Source organism: Arthrobacter sp. J156 (assembly GCF_056172865.1).
Genome location: NZ_CM149650.1, coordinates 49,422 through 64,542, shown reverse-complemented (window position 1 = coordinate 64,542; position 15,121 = coordinate 49,422). Strand labels below are relative to the sequence as shown.

At 72.6% G+C, this 15,121-nt stretch carries 18 protein-coding genes; 11 read left to right on the top strand and 7 right to left on the bottom strand.

All coding sequences use genetic code 11. The annotated features are described in order from the left end of the window. Window positions 1-3 precede the first annotated feature (3 nt). Window positions 4-930: a carbohydrate kinase family protein gene (locus AC0QR5_RS00340; protein WP_329863424.1), complete on the bottom strand. Its 927-nt coding sequence runs from the start codon at window positions 928-930 to the stop codon at window positions 4-6. 160 nt (window positions 931-1,090) lie between these two features. Then, a complete protein-coding gene (locus tag AC0QR5_RS00335; protein WP_329863422.1) occupies window positions 1,091-1,855 on the bottom strand; it encodes a TetR/AcrR family transcriptional regulator in 765 nt (254 codons plus the stop codon). Window positions 1,856-1,929: 74 nt separating this feature from the next. Between AC0QR5_RS00335 and AC0QR5_RS00330 the strand changes: the two genes are divergently transcribed. The 4 genes from AC0QR5_RS00330 to AC0QR5_RS00315 all read left to right on the top strand — a co-directional run bounded on the left by AC0QR5_RS00330 (window position 1,930) and on the right by AC0QR5_RS00315 (window position 5,232). After that, complete coding sequence (locus tag AC0QR5_RS00330) at window positions 1,930-2,880, top strand: NAD(P)-dependent alcohol dehydrogenase (protein ID WP_329863420.1); 951 nt, start codon at window positions 1,930-1,932, stop codon at window positions 2,878-2,880. Window positions 2,881-2,977: 97 nt separating this feature from the next. After that, complete coding sequence (locus AC0QR5_RS00325) at window positions 2,978-4,240, top strand: hypothetical protein (protein WP_329863418.1); 1,263 nt, start codon at window positions 2,978-2,980, stop codon at window positions 4,238-4,240. 60 nt (window positions 4,241-4,300) lie between these two features. After that, complete coding sequence (locus tag AC0QR5_RS00320) at window positions 4,301-4,993, top strand: DUF2975 domain-containing protein (protein WP_329863416.1); 693 nt, start codon at window positions 4,301-4,303, stop codon at window positions 4,991-4,993. Then, window positions 4,990-5,232, top strand: coding sequence for a helix-turn-helix domain-containing protein (locus AC0QR5_RS00315; protein WP_329863414.1), 243 nt, complete (start codon window positions 4,990-4,992; stop codon window positions 5,230-5,232). Before AC0QR5_RS00320 ends, AC0QR5_RS00315 begins: the two co-directional genes overlap by 4 nt. A gap of 134 nt (window positions 5,233-5,366) precedes the next feature. Here AC0QR5_RS00315 and AC0QR5_RS00310 read toward each other — a convergent pair whose 3' ends face one another. The 3 genes from AC0QR5_RS00310 to AC0QR5_RS00300 form a co-directional block, all read right to left on the bottom strand. Then, a complete protein-coding gene (locus AC0QR5_RS00310) occupies window positions 5,367-5,657 on the bottom strand; it encodes an antibiotic biosynthesis monooxygenase family protein (protein ID WP_329863412.1) in 291 nt (96 codons plus the stop codon). Window positions 5,658-5,916: 259 nt separating this feature from the next. Further along, complete coding sequence (gene map / locus AC0QR5_RS00305) at window positions 5,917-6,696, bottom strand: type I methionyl aminopeptidase (RefSeq protein WP_329863410.1); 780 nt, start codon at window positions 6,694-6,696, stop codon at window positions 5,917-5,919. Between the two features lie 63 nt (window positions 6,697-6,759). Beyond that, window positions 6,760-7,419: a GntR family transcriptional regulator gene (locus tag AC0QR5_RS00300; protein ID WP_329863409.1), complete on the bottom strand. Its 660-nt coding sequence runs from the start codon at window positions 7,417-7,419 to the stop codon at window positions 6,760-6,762. Between the two features lie 119 nt (window positions 7,420-7,538). Between AC0QR5_RS00300 and AC0QR5_RS00295 the strand changes: the two genes are divergently transcribed. Further along, the gene (locus tag AC0QR5_RS00295; RefSeq protein WP_329863407.1) at window positions 7,539-8,195 is read left to right on the top strand and encodes a flavin reductase family protein; all 657 of its coding nucleotides are present in this window, start codon (window positions 7,539-7,541) and stop codon (window positions 8,193-8,195) included. Next, the gene (locus AC0QR5_RS00290) at window positions 8,192-9,541 is read left to right on the top strand and encodes an MFS transporter (RefSeq protein ID WP_329863406.1); all 1,350 of its coding nucleotides are present in this window, start codon (window positions 8,192-8,194) and stop codon (window positions 9,539-9,541) included. Before AC0QR5_RS00295 ends, AC0QR5_RS00290 begins: the two co-directional genes overlap by 4 nt. A 149-nt stretch (window positions 9,542-9,690) precedes the next feature. Here AC0QR5_RS00290 and AC0QR5_RS00285 read toward each other — a convergent pair whose 3' ends face one another. Next, entirely contained in the window at window positions 9,691-9,888 is a 198-nt protein-coding gene (locus AC0QR5_RS00285; RefSeq protein ID WP_329863404.1) for a helix-turn-helix domain-containing protein, read from the bottom strand. Window positions 9,889-10,150: 262 nt separating this feature from the next. Here AC0QR5_RS00285 and AC0QR5_RS00280 point away from each other — a divergent pair, with 262 nt between their 5' ends. The 5 genes from AC0QR5_RS00280 to AC0QR5_RS00260 all read left to right on the top strand — a co-directional run bounded on the left by AC0QR5_RS00280 (window position 10,151) and on the right by AC0QR5_RS00260 (window position 14,650). After that, window positions 10,151-10,831 carry an ABC transporter ATP-binding protein gene (locus AC0QR5_RS00280; protein WP_329863402.1) on the top strand — a complete coding sequence of 227 codons (681 nt, stop codon included), beginning with the start codon at window positions 10,151-10,153 and terminating at the stop codon, window positions 10,829-10,831. Further along, window positions 10,828-12,120 (top strand): ABC transporter permease, encoded by a 1,293-nt coding sequence (locus AC0QR5_RS00275; RefSeq protein ID WP_329863400.1) that lies wholly within the window; start codon window positions 10,828-10,830, stop codon window positions 12,118-12,120. Before AC0QR5_RS00280 ends, AC0QR5_RS00275 begins: the two co-directional genes overlap by 4 nt. An 8-nt stretch (window positions 12,121-12,128) precedes the next feature. Continuing rightward, a complete protein-coding gene (locus AC0QR5_RS00270) occupies window positions 12,129-12,782 on the top strand; it encodes a TetR/AcrR family transcriptional regulator (RefSeq protein ID WP_329863398.1) in 654 nt (217 codons plus the stop codon). A gap of 64 nt (window positions 12,783-12,846) precedes the next feature. Next, window positions 12,847-14,298 (top strand): MFS transporter, encoded by a 1,452-nt coding sequence (locus tag AC0QR5_RS00265; protein WP_329863396.1) that lies wholly within the window; start codon window positions 12,847-12,849, stop codon window positions 14,296-14,298. Window positions 14,299-14,302: 4 nt separating this feature from the next. Next, window positions 14,303-14,650, top strand: coding sequence for an ArsR/SmtB family transcription factor (locus AC0QR5_RS00260; protein WP_329863395.1), 348 nt, complete (start codon window positions 14,303-14,305; stop codon window positions 14,648-14,650). A 1-nt stretch (window position 14,651) separates the two neighbouring features. Here AC0QR5_RS00260 and AC0QR5_RS00255 read toward each other — a convergent pair whose 3' ends face one another. Next, the gene (locus AC0QR5_RS00255; protein WP_430970762.1) at window positions 14,652-15,026 is read right to left on the bottom strand and encodes an ArsR/SmtB family transcription factor; all 375 of its coding nucleotides are present in this window, start codon (window positions 15,024-15,026) and stop codon (window positions 14,652-14,654) included. Window positions 15,027-15,121: the final 95 nt, after the last annotated feature.

Below are 15,121 nucleotides of genomic sequence, written 5' to 3'. Positions count from 1 at the left end.
GCCTCAGCCTTCGCCGGCGAGCAGCCCGTCGAGCTCGGTGCGCGTGGGCGGGTTCGCCCCGGCCCGGCGCACGGTCAGGGCCGCTGCCGCCGCGGCGAGCGAGCCGAGCCGCGCCAGTTCTGCCGCCCCGAGCTCCTCCGTCCCCGTTTCCAGGACGCCCGCGATGAGCGCCGCCATGTAGGAGTCGCCGGCGCCGATGGTGTCCACGACCTGCGAGGCGACCGCGGGGACCCGCAGCTCCCGGTCCGCGCTGCGCAGCAGCGAGCCGCCGGCCCCGAGGGTGACGACGCCGAGGCGCGCGCCGAGCTCGATGATCCTGGCCGCGACGTCGTCGAGCCCGCGACCGGGGTAGAGCCAGGCGGCGTCCTCGTCGCTGAGCTTGACCACGTGCGCGAGCGGGGCGAGCTCCTCGAACGCCGCGAGGGCCTCGGCGTGCGTGCCGAGCAGCGCGGGACGGATGTTCGGGTCGTAGGTGATCACCGTGCCGGCCGGCGCCACCTCGAGGATCGAGCGCACCGTGGCCGCGCCGGGCGCCAGGAACGCGGCGATCGAGCCGGTGTGGATGGCCCGGGCCGGGGGCAGCGGCAGGACGGGTGCCGGCTCCCAGCGGATGTCGAACTCGTACTCGGCGGAGCCGTCCGGGGCGAGCACCGCCGTCGCACTGGCCGTGCGCTCGAGCGGAGCCTCGACGGGGGCGAGCCCGACGCCGGCCCCGGACAGGTGCTCCCGGATCAGCGCCCCGTGCGCGTCCTCGCCCAGGGCCGTCAGGAGCGTCGTGTCCAGGCCGAGGCGGGCCAGCCCGTAGGCGACGTTCGCCGGCGAGCCTCCGGGGTGCTCCCGCGTGCCGCCGTCCTGCAGGACGACGTCGACCAGGGCCTCGCCGACCACGAGGACGTCGTGGGACAGAACGGTGTTCTCTGCTGCGGGCATGGGAAAGTAACCTCCGGTGCGGTGGCGGTTGGGGTGGGTGGCCGCGACGTCGTCGACCGTTGCCGTCCAGCGTAGGCGCGCGGCCGTGATGCGGGGCACACATTGCGCCAACGTGACGCACTCCGGTTCCGCGGCCCGCGCACGGCAGGCACTCGCAGGCTCAGCCTTCCAGCCGGCGCTCGAGCGAGTCCAGGATCAGCTCGAGCCCGGGCGCGAACTCGTCCGCGTAGGCGTAGTCCCGCCGCGAGACCACCCCGCCGACCATCTCGAGCAGGTGCGGATACGGCGCGAGGGCGTCGAGGAGGCCCTCGGCGAAGTCCGCGGCCGCTCCTCCAGTCTCCCGGCCGGCGTCTCCGCTCCCAACGGCTCCCGCGCCCGCCGCCCGGCCCGCTGCCGCCTCCCGACCGGCTCCCCCGCCCCCGCCGTCCCCCGCCTCCCCGTTCGCGCCGTCCCCCGCGGCGTCGAACGGCAGGTTCAGTTCGGTCAGCACGAACCCATAGACGTACGAGTCCAGCGCGGAGAACGCGTGGGCGGCGAGCCGGACGGGGAAGCCGTTGGCGCGCAGGTTGCCGAGGACCGCGTTGTGGTGGGCGAGCAGCGCCGGTCCGGGCACGCGGCGGGACTCGATCAGGCCCAGCGCCCACGGGTGCGCGGCCAGGACCGAGCGCGCGGAGGCGGCGCGTGCGGCCATCGCGGGCCGCCACGGATCGCGCTCCCCGGGCAGTTCGATCCGTGCGAAGACCCAATCCACGAGCGCGTCCAGCAGGGCGTCCTTGCCGGCCACGTGGTGGTAGAGCGACATCGCCTCCACGCCGAGCTCCGCCGCGACGCCGCGCATGCTCGCCGCGGCCAGACCGCCGCGGTCGGCGACGGCCACGGCGGCCTCGACGACGCGCTCGCGGCTCAATGGTTCCCTCGCGTTCACGTCCCACCCCTTGTCTTCTTACAGCCGTAAGCCTACGCTCGATCCCACAGGCTTACGAGTGTAAGGGGAAGTTCATGAAGGCAGCGATCGCGCACCGCTACGGCCCGCCGGAGTCGCTCGACGTCACCGAGGTCCCGCGCCCCATACCGGGTCCCGGCGAGGTCCTCGTCCGCGTCGAGGCCTCGGCCGTCACCGCCGGGGACTCGCGCATGCGCGGCGGCCGCTTCCCGCGCGGCTTCGGCCTCCCGGCCCGCCTGGCGATCGGCCTGCGCGGCCCGCGCCGCAAGGTCCTCGGCATGGCGTTCTCCGGGACCGTCGAGGAACTGGGCGACGGAGTCGAGGGCCACACCCCCGGAGACGAGGTCGCCGGGATGAACGGACGGCTCGGCACCCACGCCCAGTTCGCCGTCGTCCCCGCCCGCATCCTCGTGCCCAAGCCGGCGCAGCTCGGCCACGCGGACGCCGCGGGACTGCTCTTCGGGGGGACGACGGCGCTGCACTTCCTGCGCGACAAGGCCCGCCTCGCGCCGGGCGCAAGGGTGCTGGTCAACGGGGCCTCCGGGGCCGTGGGCTCCTCGGCGGTGCAGCTCGCGAAGCACTTCGGCGCGCACGTCACGGCCGTCGCGGGGCCCGCCAACCAGGAGCTCCTGGCCCGGCTGGGCGCGGACGAGGCCGTGGACTACACGCGCACGCCCGTCGAATCGCTGACCGGCCCCTTCGACCTGGTCCTCGACGCGGTCGGCAACGTCTCCGCCGCGCTCGGCAAGCGGCTCGCCGGCGAGCGCGGCACCGTGGTGCTCGCCGCCGCCGACCTGCTGACCACCATCACGGCGCGCGGGCGGGTCGTCGCCGGGATCGCGAGCGACTCCCCCGAGCTGGTCGCGTACCTGCTGGACCTCGCCGCCCGCGGCGCGCTCGACCCGTTCACCCGCGTGATCGGCGGCCTCGACGCGCTCCCGGAAGCCCACGCCCTGGTGGATTCCGGCCGCAAGACGGGCAACGTCGTCGTCCTCCCCTGGGCCTGACCACCCCCTTCCCCAGCGCACTTTTACCTTCAAGCACTCTAAAACCCCCTGGTCAGCGGCGTCCGCGCGGCGTAAAAGTGCGCGCGAGGCGTGAAAGGTGCGCGGGAAGCGGGCGGCGGCCCGGCAATGGATCGTCGCGACGGCCACCTCCGCGCTCACGATCACCGCGGCGTTCGTCGCCGACCGCGGCTGGGAGCAGCTCGACGGGCCCACGTGGGAAGGCCCGTGGACCGTGCGGGAGGCCTACGACCAGGCGGGGCTGTACCTGGTGCTCGCCTTCTGCTTCGGCGCCTGGACCCTGGGGCGGCGCGCCCCGGCCGCCGCGCCGCCCGTCCTGGCCTACGCCGCAGCAGTCTTCCACCTCGAGGGCAAGCCCGGCGTGGCCCTGGTCTGGCTGGCGGGCGCGGCCGTCGCGGCCGGCTGGGCCGGGTGCCAGCTGCTCGGAGTACGACGCCGGGGCGCCGCCGTCCGCGCCCTCCTCGTCGCGGGCGCGACGTCCGAATCCGTGGAGGTCGGCCCGCGCGCCCGGGCCAGCCTGTCGCTGGCCCGGCGGCGTGGGCTGAAGACGGCGCTGTTGTTCACCGCCGGTTCCGCGGCCGGCTTCGCGGCGGCGCGGTGGATCCTGCCCGGCGAGCTGGGGCTGACCGAGGCCGAGCTCGGCGAGACGACCTTCTCGGACGTGGCGCTCGCCGTGGGCCTCGGTGCCGGGCTGCTCGCCGTGATCTGGTGGGCCGGGTGCCTTGCCCGCCAGGTGGTCGTCGGCGGCGCCACGGGCACGGTGTGCCAGCTGCCGTTCGCGCCGGGCGGCCCGGTGGTGCTCGACCCGAGCCGGGAGACGGGCATGGTCCCCGGTGAGGGCGGCCCCGATTGCTCGTGTGCCGCGGAGCTCGAGCGATGGCCGGACGACGCGGAGTTGTTCGACGAGCTGGTCCCCGCCGCCCCGTATTGCCCCGAGCACGGGATCGACGTGGTCAACGCGCTGGCGCCGGACGGGTTCCGCCGGATCGCGGAGCAGCCGTGGCTCTGGGACGGGGAGGCCACGCCGCCCGTTCCGCGGGACGCGGGCGGCACGGGACCGTACGTCTTCGCGTTCGCCGGGGAGCTCTTCGCCGGGATCCCCGTGGCGCGGACGCCGAACGGCGTGGAGGCCGTGACGGCGTCCACGGAGGAGGCGGAGTTCCTCGACGAGGACGAGTACCGGGACCGCGTGCCCGCCGTCCTCCGCCCGCAGGACGGAGTGCTGGACCGGATCGACCTGCGCCCTGCCGGCTTCGACGGCTGGGCCGTCCGATACCGCCACGGCCGGGCCTGGTTTGAGCAGGACGCGTCGCAGTCTCCCCGGAAACCGCCCGGCCCTTGACGCCGCGGCATCCCGACCATATCGTTTGTCGATATTATCGTGAAACGAGATGGGGACGGCATGGAACGACTTCTCGAAATGGGCCTGAGGGCGTGTTCCGCCGTGTCGCTCGTCCTGGCCGGCTTGTGGGTCGCGGGTCCCTTCGGGCTCAAGCTGACGATGCTGAACTGGCTTGACCACCTCGACGTCCTCGACCGGGAAGGACCGCTGGCCGGCATCCGCAGCGGGCCCCGGCTCCAGCCCCACTTCGCCGACCGATCGCTCTTCGAGGGCCTCAACGACCACCTCTTCGAGGAGACGGAGACCGCCCTGATTGTCCCCGAAGACCAGAACCTCATGGACATCCTCCACGGCCTCTCCGTCCAGGTCTGGCCCTATAAAGGCTGGGATTCCCTGATCTTCGTGGCGCTTTCCGTAATTCCCCTGCTCGTCGCGGCCGTGCTGGCCTGGCAGCTGGCCAACCTGGTCCGAGACAGCCGGCGCCAGGACGTCTTCACGGCCGCGAACGCCCGCCGCCTCACGACCGCCGGCCTCGTGATCGCCGCCGGATCCGCCGCCCTGTCCGTCGCGACCTGGGGCTTCCACGCGTGGCTGATCAACACGTCAACCGAAGCTGGACGCGTGATCCCGGCGCCCTTCAGCATGGCCGACGTGCCGTGGACGGCCATCGGCTTCGGCCTCGTGCTGATCGTCCTGGGCGGGGTGTGGCGGCGGGCCGTGAAGATGCAGTACGACGTCGCCGGGCTCGTATGACTCCCTCGGCCGACGATGCGGCCCACGCCGTGCACTGCCGCCTCGACGAGCTCCTCGAGGCGCGCGGAATGACCCTGACAGAGCTCGCCCAGCGCGTCGGCATCACGCTCGCTAACCTCTCCATCCTGAAGAACGACCGCGCCCGGTCCATCCGGTTCAGCACCCTCACGGCGATTTGCCGGACCCTGGACTGCACCCCGGGCGAACTGCTGATCCTGACCGAGGAAGACACGCACTGAAGGCTGCGCCGCCTGGGCCGGCAGCAGCCGTGCCCTCAGCTGGCTCGACGACCAGCAGGCCTCAGCACCCCGGCGGTCCGAGGGGTAGGCACGGGAGCCGGGCCCCGGCGTCGTGCTCTTGGCCGTCGCGCGGATCAGCCGAGCTCGACGACTTCGAACTCGAGCAGCTCCGCGCCCGAGGCGACGGGCGCCTGGCCCGAGTGGTCGCGCGCTGCGCGGTGGTCCCGCCAGTTCTCGTAGTCGGCGCGCGTGGCCCACTGCGTGTAGACGAAGTAGCGCGACTCACCGGCCGTGGGGCGCAGCAGCTTGAAGCCCTCGAAGCCGGGGGCGTTGTCGACGGCGTGCTTGCGCGCGGCGAAGCGCGCCTCCAGCTCGGCGCCGGCCCCCTCGGGGACGTTCAGGGCGTTGATGACGACGACGGACATGGTGCTCCTTTGCCTCGCCGGCCCCACCACACGGGGGCCGCTTCCGGCCCACGCTACCCCCTCGCAACCCCCCCGCCCCCCCAGCGCACTTTTCCCTTCAAGTAACCCGGAGGGCCCCGGGGTGGCGCGGTTCACACGGGGTAAAGGTGCGCAACAAGGGCGAAAGGTGCGCAGGAATGAGCACGACGGCGGGGCGAGGAGCGGAAGGGAGCACGACGGCGGCGCGGGGCGGGCGCGGTCGGGAAGCCCGCGAGGGGGCTCAGCCGCGCAGGCGCGCCGGCAGCGTGAGGATCTCGGCGCCGTCCTCGGTGATCGCGATCGTGTGCTCGCTGTGCGCGGTCCGGCAGCCGGTCGCGCTGCGCAGGGTCCAGCCGTCGTCGTCCGTGACGAGCTCGGCGGTGTCCGTCATGACCCACGGCTCCAGCGCGAGCAGCAGGCCGGGGCGCAGCCTGTACCCGCGGCCCGCCCGGCCCGTGTTGGGAACGTGCGGGTCCTGGTGCATCGTGGAGCCGATCCCGTGGCCGCCGAACTCGAGGTTGACCGAATAGCCCGCCCCCTCGAGGACCGAGCCGATGGCGTGGGCGAGGTCCCCGATCCGCGTGCCGGGCCCGGCTGCGGCGATGCCGGCGGCCAGCGCCTCCCGGGTGGCGCGGATGAGGGCGTTGCTCTCCGGCGCGGCCTCGCCGACGACGAAGCTGATCGCCGAATCCGCGGCGATCCCGTCGAGGGAGACGGCGAGGTCGAGCGTGACCAGGTCTCCGTCGGCGATCGCGTAGTCGTGCGGCAGGCCGTGCAGGACGGCGTCGTTCACCGAGGTGCAGATGTAGTGGCCGAACGGCCCGCGGCCGAAGGCCGGCGCGTAGTCGACATAGCAGGAAACCGCCCCGGCGGCCTCGATCATCTCCCGCGCCCAGCCGTCGAGCTCGAGCAGGTTGGTGCCGACCTCGGCGCGCTGGCGCAGCGTGTCCAGGATGTCGGCCACGAGCGCGCCCGTGGCACGGGCGCGGTCCAGCTCGGCGGGGGTCAGGATCTCGATCATGGGGGTCGCCCTTCGCGCGGTTCCGGTAGGTTCCCACCCTAGCGCCCGGGGCCGGGGCCCCCTCTACTTGACCGGCGGGGTGCGGCCGACCTCCGAATGCCGGATGGCCACGGCGAGCGCGAAGTCCATGAGGTAGTCGTTGAGCGCCAGGGCGGCCTGCTGGGCGTGCCCGGACTCCCGGTCCAGGAGGGCGTCGAGCAGGTCCAGGTGCAGCGCCTTGCCCCGGGCGACCTCTGCCTCGGCGTCGACGATGTTGGCGAGCCAGAAGCGGCGGGAGAGTCCCTGCAGCGGGGTCATCGCGTCGGCCAGGTACTCGTTGTGCGCGGCGGCGGAGAGCAGCTCGTGGGTCTGCCGTACGGCGGCCAGGTAGGGTTCCAGCTCGTCCAGGCCGCGCAGTTCCCCGGTGAGCGCGCGGATGACGGCGAGCTCTCCGTCGGTCGCGCGGGCGCAGGCCAGCGCCACGGCGAGGGCCTCCATGGAGCGGCGCACCTCGAGGCGCCGCAACTGGTCGTCCACCGAGATGGAGGGGATCTCGATTCCGTGGCCGGGCCGGATGCGCACCAGGTGGTCGCGGTCTAGCCGCTGCACGGCCTCCCGCAACGGAGTCCGCCCGACGCCGAGCTCCTCCACGAGCCCGGCCTCCGTCCAGAAGTCGCCCGGCTTGAGCTTCCCGGTCTCGATCATCTCGGCCAGCAGCTCGTAGGCCTCGTCCGCCTTGGTCATCGGTCACCCCCTTCCAGAAGAGATTACACATCTCCCCGCCACATACCCTTGATATACGCCGCATATATGGCGTACGGTGGCCATGTCATAGTGACACCGATCACCCTTGGAGCTCCCTCATGAAATACAACCCCGGCTCGGAACCCAGCCCCCTGCCGTTCTCCCCGTTCAAGAGCTGCACCGTCCCCCGCCCCATCGGCTGGCTCTCGAGCGTCAGCGCCGACGGCGTCGAGAACATCGCCCCCTACAGCCAGTGGCAGAACCTCACCTTCGATCCCCCGATGGTCATGTTCTCCGCCAACCAGTACCCGGACGGCCGCCGCAAGGACACCGTCCTCAACGCCGAGACCACCGGATGGTTCGTCTGGAACATGGCCACCTACCCCCTGCGCGAGGCCGTGAACACCTCGGCGATGGCACTCGAGCCGCACGAGAGCGAGTTCGACCACCTGGGCCTCGAGCGCGTCTACGCGGACAACCACCCCGTCCCGATGGTCAAGGCCAGCCCCGTGAAGTTCGAGTGCAAGTACCACTCGACGCACCGCGTCAAGGGCGCCTCCAACGTCGGCACCATCGACATCGTCTTCGCGAGCGTCGAGACCATCCACATCGACGACGAGGTCATCACGGTCGACGGCCGCCTGGACATCCGGAAGATCGAGCCCATCGCGCGGCTCGGCTACTTCGACTACACGGTCGTGCGCGAGACGTTCGAGATGCGCGTCCCCGGCGCGGACCTCGACGCCCAGCTCGGCCTGGAAGGACGGGCGGCATGAGCGCCGGAACCGCACCCACCGGCACGGCCGGGCGCGCGCACGACGCCGGGCGGGCGCGCCGCGTCCGCGACCTGATCGCCGTCAACTTCGGCAACACCCTCGAGTGGTACGACTGGACGATCTACTCGATCTTCGCCCCGTACTTCGCGGTGCAGTTCTTCAACCCCGAGAACGCCGCGTCGGCGCTGCTCGCGACGCTCGCCGTGTTCGCCGTCGGATTCGTCACCCGCCCGCTCGGCGGATTCCTGTTCGGCGCGTATGCCGACCGCGCCGGGCGCCGCAAGAGCCTGACGGTGGCGATGATGCTCACCGCCGCCGGCAGCCTCGTGATCGCGTTCGCCCCGACCTTCCAGTCCGTGGGGCTGCTGGCCTCCGTGGTCCTGCTCAGCGCCCGGCTCCTGCAGGGCCTCGCCCACGGCGGGGAGATGGGCACCTCCGTGACCTACCTGGTCGAACGCGCCCCGGCCGGCCGCCGCGCGCTCTGGGGCAGCACGTCCTGGGTGAGCGTCGTGCTCGGCACCATCCTGGCGACGCTCACGGGCCTGCTGCTGACGTCCAACCTCGCCGAGTCGGACATGCGGGAATGGGGCTGGCGCCTCGCGTTCGGCGTCGGCGGCGTCCTGGGCCTCTACGCGCTCTACCTGCGACGCCGGCTGACGGAGACGGACGCCTTCGAGGAGACGCGGGAAGACACGCAGGACGACGCCGGGGCCGCACCCGCCGCCGCCGGCCCGGCTTCCGCGGGCCCGGACCGTCGCGGACTGTGGCACCACTGGCGGGCCATCCTCGTGGTCTTCGGCCTCTCCGCGGGCGGCTCGGTGATGTTCTACACGTGGCTGATCTTCATGCCGACGCACGTCCAGCTGCAGCACGGGCAGTCCGCCTCGAGCGCCCTGACGGCGAGCCTCGTGGCGCAGGTGTTCTTCCTCGGGGCGATCCTCGCGGCGGGCTGGCTCGGCGACCGGATCGGCCGCCGCCCGCTGGTCATCGCGTTCGGCGCCGCCTTCATCATCCTGACGATTCCGGTGAACATGCTCCTGGACGGGACCTTTGCCACGACGTTGACCGCACTGCTGATCGCGCTGACCGCGCTGGCCCTGCTCTTCGGCGTCAACGGCGCGGTCTGGGCGGAGGTCTTCCCGACGCGCGTCCGGGCCGCCGGCGTCGCCGGGCCGCTGTCCCTGGCCACCGCGATCTTCGGCGGCACGGCCCCGTACGTGAATACGGCCCTCGCGCAGGCCGGGCGGCAGGACCTCTTCCTCTACTACCTCATCGGCGTCGCGGCGATCACGCTCGTCACCGGCCTGCTCATGAAGGAGACCAGGAACAACAAGCTGTCCCGGTGACCCGGACGGCCCACGGAACGCCCCCTCCCCCGCAACAGGCCGCCGCCCCGGACCACTTGGTCCGGGGCGGCGGCCTGTTTCCCCGTGTGTCGCGGTTCCCGAACCGCGGAGTTCCGGCGCGGCCCGTCGTCGGCGACGGGCCGGTGCTGCTACGCGGTTCCGCCGCTGGACTTCAAGAACGTCCGGACGGCCTCCTCGGGCACCCGGTAGGTGTGCCCGAAGTGGACCGACGGAAGCTCCCCCGAGTGCACCAGGCGGTACACCGTCATCTTCGAGACCCGCAGGACCTCGGCCACCTCGGCCACGGTCATCAGGTGCGTGTCCGGAAAGTGTTCTACGACGCTCATTCTGCTCCCTCCCCAATGAGGTTTCGGCCGCCCCCAAACGGCGCCGGCACCCCGCCTTTTCGGGGCGCCGATGCATCAACGCTATCCACTGCTGGGGACGGTGTGAAGCACGGAGACGATGTTACTGACGAGGTGCAATCAATCCGTGACCGGGCCTGCGGATAACCGAAAGAAATGTGGTCGCGGATCATCGGAATTCCGGCAGAAGTGTATATTTGCAGAACTGCTAATTTGCACTCCCCGCACCACAGAACGGCGGCCCATGGGTACCCCTGTCCTCGAAGCCCACGACATCCACAAGACCTACGGCCACGGCGCGGGGGCCTTCAACGCGCTCAAGGGCGTCTCGCTTGCCGTCCACGAAGGCGAATCCGTGGCCATCGTGGGCAAGAGCGGCTCGGGCAAGTCCACCCTGATGCACATCCTCGCCCTCCTCGACGCCCCCGACGCCGGCAGCCTCGCCGTCAAGGGCTCCGACCCCGCCCGCCTCAAGGGCCGCGACATCAACCGGCTGCGGAACGAGGACTTCGGGTTCGTCTTCCAGCAGTTCTTCCTGGTCCCCAACGCCACCGTCCTGGACAACGTCGTGATGCCCCTGAAGATCGCCGGCGTCGGCTCCGCGGAGCGCACGCGCCGCGGCATGGAGGCGCTGCGCGCCCTGGAGCTCGAGGACAAGGCCAGGAACAAGGCCACCGACCTCTCGGGCGGCCAGAAGCAGCGCGTCGTCATCGCCCGTGCCCTCGTGAACAACCCCAGGGTCCTCTTCGCCGACGAACCCACGGGCAACCTCGACTCCGCCACGGGCGAGGTCGTCGAGGACATCCTCTTCCAGCTCAACCGAGAACACGGCATCACCTTGATCATCGTCACCCACGACCACGAGCTGGCCTCCCGCTGCGACCGCCAGCTCCACCTCCGCGACGGCCTCGAGGTCGCGGCATGAGGGCCCCGGACCTGCTCGCGAGCGCCGTCCAGAACTCCTTCCGCAGCAAGCTCCGCACCGGCCTGACGGTCGTGGCGATCTTCATCGGCGCGTTCACCCTGACCATCACGAGCGCCATCGGCGCCGGCATCTCGAGCTACATCGACAGCCAGCTCGGGGCCATCGGCGCCGAGGGGGTCCTCAACGTCACCGCCGCCCCGGAGGCGCAGGGCGCCACCGACTCGGGACCGGCCCCCTACGACCCGGAGAAGGCCACGGCGGGCGGCCTGCCCGGCGGCGCCCCCGGCTTCGGCGAGCTGCTCGGCGACGCGGACATCGACGCCATCTCCGCCGTCGCGGGCATCGACCGGGTCGAGCCGAGCCGGATGGTCGCGGCCGACTTCATCGGAACGCCGGACGGCGACCGGTTCGAGGTCTCGCTCAACCCCTTCTCCGCGGCGACGAACCCCGACCTGGCCGCCGGCTCGGCCCTGTCCACCGACGCCCGCCACGAGATCCTCCTCCCGAGCGACTACGTCGAGCCCCTCGGCTTCGCCGACGCCGCCGACGCGGTCGGCGCCGAGGTCGTCCTCGGCGCGAGCAACGCGCTCGGCGAGCAGGAGACGCTCACCGCGACCGTCGCCGGCGTGCAGAACACCACCCTCCTGGACCTCGGCGCCGGCGTGAACACCCACCTCATCGACGCGCTCAACGAGATCCAGTCCTCCGGGCGCACCACGGCCGCCCCGAGCGGATACGTCGGGGCGATCGCCCACTTCGACCCGGCCCTCGGCGACGACGAGCTCGACCGGATCAAAGACGAGCTCGCAGCCGACGGCTTCCAGGCGATGACCACGGAGGACCAGATCGGCGCCTTCCAGACGGTCATCAGCGGCATCATCGGCGTCCTGAACGCCTTCGCGGTCATCGCCCTGGTCGCCGCGGGCTTCGGGATCGTCAACACGCTGCTCATGAGCGTCCAGGAGCGGACCCGCGAGATCGGCCTCATGAAGGCCATGGGCATGGGCAGCGGCAAGGTGTTCGGCCTCTTCAGCCTCGAGGCCGTCTTCATCGGCTTCCTCGGCAGCGCCCTCGGGGCCGGCGTCGCGATCGGCGCGGGCACCCTGATCAGCAACGCGCTCGCCGACACCGTCCTCTCGGGGCTTCCGGGCCTGCGGATCATGCTGTTCGAGCCCTCCTCGATCGCCGTCGTCGTCCTGGTCGTCATGCTGATCGCGTTCATCGCCGGAACCCTTCCGGCCCGCCGCGCCGCGGTCCAGAACCCGATCGACGCGCTGCGGTACGAGTAGGCGCTCCCGTGACGGACACCCATGAAGAGGGGCTGCGGGCGCGCAAGCGGCGGGCGACGCGCGAGGCGATCGAGCGCGCCGCCGTCGAACTCTCGCTCGAGCACGGCTACGAGCACGTGACGGTGGAGATGATCTGCGAGGTCGCCGACATCTCGCAGCGCACCTTCTTCAACTACGCCGGCTCCAAGGAAGGGGCGGTCCTCGGCATCGAGCCGCCCCTTCCGGACCAAGAGCTGCGCGCGGCCTACGTCGCCGGCCGCGGCAGCGACCCCCTCGAGGACCTCCTCGCGACGCTGGCCGAGGCCTTCGCGCGCATGGGCGGCGCGGCCCCGGAGCTCTTCCGGAAGCGGCGGAGGGTCATCGAGTCCCATCCCGCGCTCGCGCTCAAGGAGTTCGCGCGGATGGAGGAGGCCCAGAGCACGGTCGTCGAGCTGGTCCGGGAACGCCTCGAAGAGGACGACGCCGGGGCCGCACCCGGCGGGGCCCCCTCCCCGGGGCGCGTGGCCGGGGAGCGCTCGCTGGACGCGCGCATGACGGTCTCGCTGGCCTTCGGCGTCATGCACTTCGCGGCGGCGAGCTGGCTCGACGAGGGCCTTCCGCCCGACCCGGGCCCGTTCCTGGCAGCGGCCCTCGAGCGGGCCCGCCGACTGACGGGACGCTGACCGCCCGCCGCACCTCCGCATTTCATTAGTTGCGCAATGATGCATACAAGGGCAGAATGACCGCATGCTCCGCGCCCTCGCCCACCCCGCGTACCGCCGGCTCTTCGGGGCCCAGGTCCTGGCCCTGGCCGGGACCGGACTGGCCACCGTGGCCCTCGCCCTGCTCGCGTACGATCTCGCCGGTCCCCGGGCCGGAGGCGTCCTCGGCACGGCGCTGGCGATCAAGATGGCCGCCTACGTGCTCGTGGCCCCGCTCGCCGCGGCGGCTTTCGCCCGCTTCCCGCCGCGCCGGGTCATGGTCGGGGCCGACCTCCTCCGCCTGGCCGTCGCCGCGTCGCTGCCCTTCGTCGACGGGATCTGGCAGGTCTACGTCCTCGTCTTCGTCCTCCAGGCGGCCTCGGCGACGTTCACGCCGACGTTCCAGGCCGTCATCCCCGAGGTCCTCACGGACGAGGAGGACTACACCGCGGCGCTCTCGCTCTCCCGCCTCGCCTACGACCTCGAGGCCGTGTTGTCCCCGATGCTCGCCGCGGCCCTGTTGCTCGTGATCCCCGCCCCCACGCTCTTCTTCGGCACGGCGGCCGGCTTCGGCGCGTCCGCGCTGCTCGTGATCTCGGCCTCCCTGCCGCGCCCGCGCGCGGCGAACGAGGGAGCCGGCGCCACCGCGGACAACCCAGCCGATGCCCAGGCCACGCCGGAAGCCACCGCCGACCCGGACTCCTCCCGTCGTAGCGGGCCCGCGATGCCGTTCGGCGCGAGGGCGCGCGAGGGCACCGCGCTCTTCCTCGGCACGCCCGCCCTGCGCCCCATCCTGGTCCTGAACCTCGCCGTCGCGGCGGCCGGGGCGCTCGTCATCGTGCAGACCGTGGTCATCGCCCGGTCCGTCCTCGGCCTCGACGCGGCGGCCGTCGCCTGGCTGCTCGCGGCCAACGGGGCCGGGTCCATGGCGGCGGCGCTCGCCCTGCCGGCGGCGCTCAAGCGTATCGGGGAGCGGGAGGCGATGCTCGGCGGCGCGGCCCTGCTGGCCGGAACGACCGCGGCCGCGGCCCTCCTGCTGGGCTCCGCCACCGCCTCCGCATCCACATCAGCGTCCGCCATCATGTCCACCACCGCACCGGCCGCGCCGCAGGCCGGAGCGCACACGTGGACCCTGGCCGGGATCGCCGCGCTGTGGTTCACGATCGGAATCGGCTGGTCCGCGGTGGAGACGCCCGTCGGCCGCCTGATCCGGCGCCACGTCGAACCGGCCCGGCGGCCCGCGGCGTTCGCGGCTCAGTTCTCGCTCTCCCACGCGTGCTGGCTCCTGACCTATCCGCTGGCCGGCTGGCTCGGCTCCTGGGGGCTCGGCCCCACGGCGTGGCTCCTCGCTGGCCTCGCCGGCGCGTCCGCCGCCTGCGCAGCCTGGCTCTGGCCCCGGCGTCGTCCCCCGGCGCCCCTGGGGCAGGAGGAGCGCGACGCCGGCACCGCACCCCAGCCGCGCCCGGAACCCCGGGCGGGCGCGGGCACGGCAGAATAGGCCCATGAGCTACGTCAAGGCGACCGGCCCGGCCCTGCCGGGCGATGCCGAACTCGGGCAGTCCGTCGAGGTCCTGCGGCTCCTCGCCGACCGGACGCGTCTGGCCCTGCTCGCCCTGCTCGACGGGCGGGAACTGTCCGTCGGCGCGCTGTGCGGGGAGCTCGACCGCCCGGCCCCGGCCGTCTCCCAGCACCTGGCCAAACTGCGGGCCGCCGGGCTCGTCGCCAGCCGGCGGGAGGGCACGAGCGTCTTCTACACGCAGCCGGACGAGCACGTCGCGCTGCTCGTGGCCAACGTGCTCCAGTACGCCGAGCACGTCCTGGACGCGGACCCGGCCCACCACCGGGGTTGAGCTAGCCGCGGAGGCCGAGCTCGGGGCCGGCGAGCGCGTCGAGCGAGCCGGGGACCAGCGAGTAGTAGGCCCACACGCCGCGCTTCTCGCGGGACAGGAAGCCTGCCTGGACCAGGACCCGCAAGTGGTGGGAGACGGTGGGCTGCCCCAGGTCGAGGGGCTCGGTGATGTCGCAGACGCAGGCCTCCTGCCCGTCGGCCGCCGCGACGATCGAGAGGATCAGCAGGCGGTTCGGATCCCCCAGCGCCTTGAAGCGGGCCGCAAGGCGGTCGGCCTCCGCCCGGGCCAGTCGGACGGGCGCTCCGGAGGGCGCGCAGCACTCGGTCCCGGCGCACGCGCCGGAATCGGAAGCGGAGCCGGAAGCGGACGCTGCCACGGATGCCGACCCGGGCACGGTCCCAGGTACCGGCGCAGCATCCCCGGCGCCCCGCTCGTGCTGGACGGTCACCGAAGGCGTGGGCATGGCGTCTC

Coding starts and splice junctions, on each gene's coding strand:
- AC0QR5_RS00280 (WP_329863402.1), top strand. CDS start 10,151: ATGGGTACCCCTGTCCTCGAAGCCCACGACATCCACAAGACCTACGGC.
- AC0QR5_RS00310 (WP_329863412.1), bottom strand. CDS start 5,657: ATGTCCGTCGTCGTCATCAACGCCCTGAACGTCCCCGAGGGGGCCGGC.
- AC0QR5_RS00265 (WP_329863396.1), top strand. CDS start 12,847: ATGCTCCGCGCCCTCGCCCACCCCGCGTACCGCCGGCTCTTCGGGGCC.
- AC0QR5_RS00295 (WP_329863407.1), top strand. CDS start 7,539: ATGAAATACAACCCCGGCTCGGAACCCAGCCCCCTGCCGTTCTCCCCG.
- AC0QR5_RS00340 (WP_329863424.1), bottom strand. CDS start 930: ATGCCCGCAGCAGAGAACACCGTTCTGTCCCACGACGTCCTCGTGGTC.
- AC0QR5_RS00330 (WP_329863420.1), top strand. CDS start 1,930: ATGAAGGCAGCGATCGCGCACCGCTACGGCCCGCCGGAGTCGCTCGAC.
- AC0QR5_RS00290 (WP_329863406.1), top strand. CDS start 8,192: ATGAGCGCCGGAACCGCACCCACCGGCACGGCCGGGCGCGCGCACGAC.
- AC0QR5_RS00320 (WP_329863416.1), top strand. CDS start 4,301: ATGGAACGACTTCTCGAAATGGGCCTGAGGGCGTGTTCCGCCGTGTCG.
- AC0QR5_RS00260 (WP_329863395.1), top strand. CDS start 14,303: ATGAGCTACGTCAAGGCGACCGGCCCGGCCCTGCCGGGCGATGCCGAA.
- AC0QR5_RS00275 (WP_329863400.1), top strand. CDS start 10,828: ATGAGGGCCCCGGACCTGCTCGCGAGCGCCGTCCAGAACTCCTTCCGC.
- AC0QR5_RS00315 (WP_329863414.1), top strand. CDS start 4,990: ATGACTCCCTCGGCCGACGATGCGGCCCACGCCGTGCACTGCCGCCTC.
- AC0QR5_RS00285 (WP_329863404.1), bottom strand. CDS start 9,888: ATGAGCGTCGTAGAACACTTTCCGGACACGCACCTGATGACCGTGGCC.
- AC0QR5_RS00300 (WP_329863409.1), bottom strand. CDS start 7,419: ATGACCAAGGCGGACGAGGCCTACGAGCTGCTGGCCGAGATGATCGAG.
- map (WP_329863410.1), bottom strand. CDS start 6,696: ATGATCGAGATCCTGACCCCCGCCGAGCTGGACCGCGCCCGTGCCACG.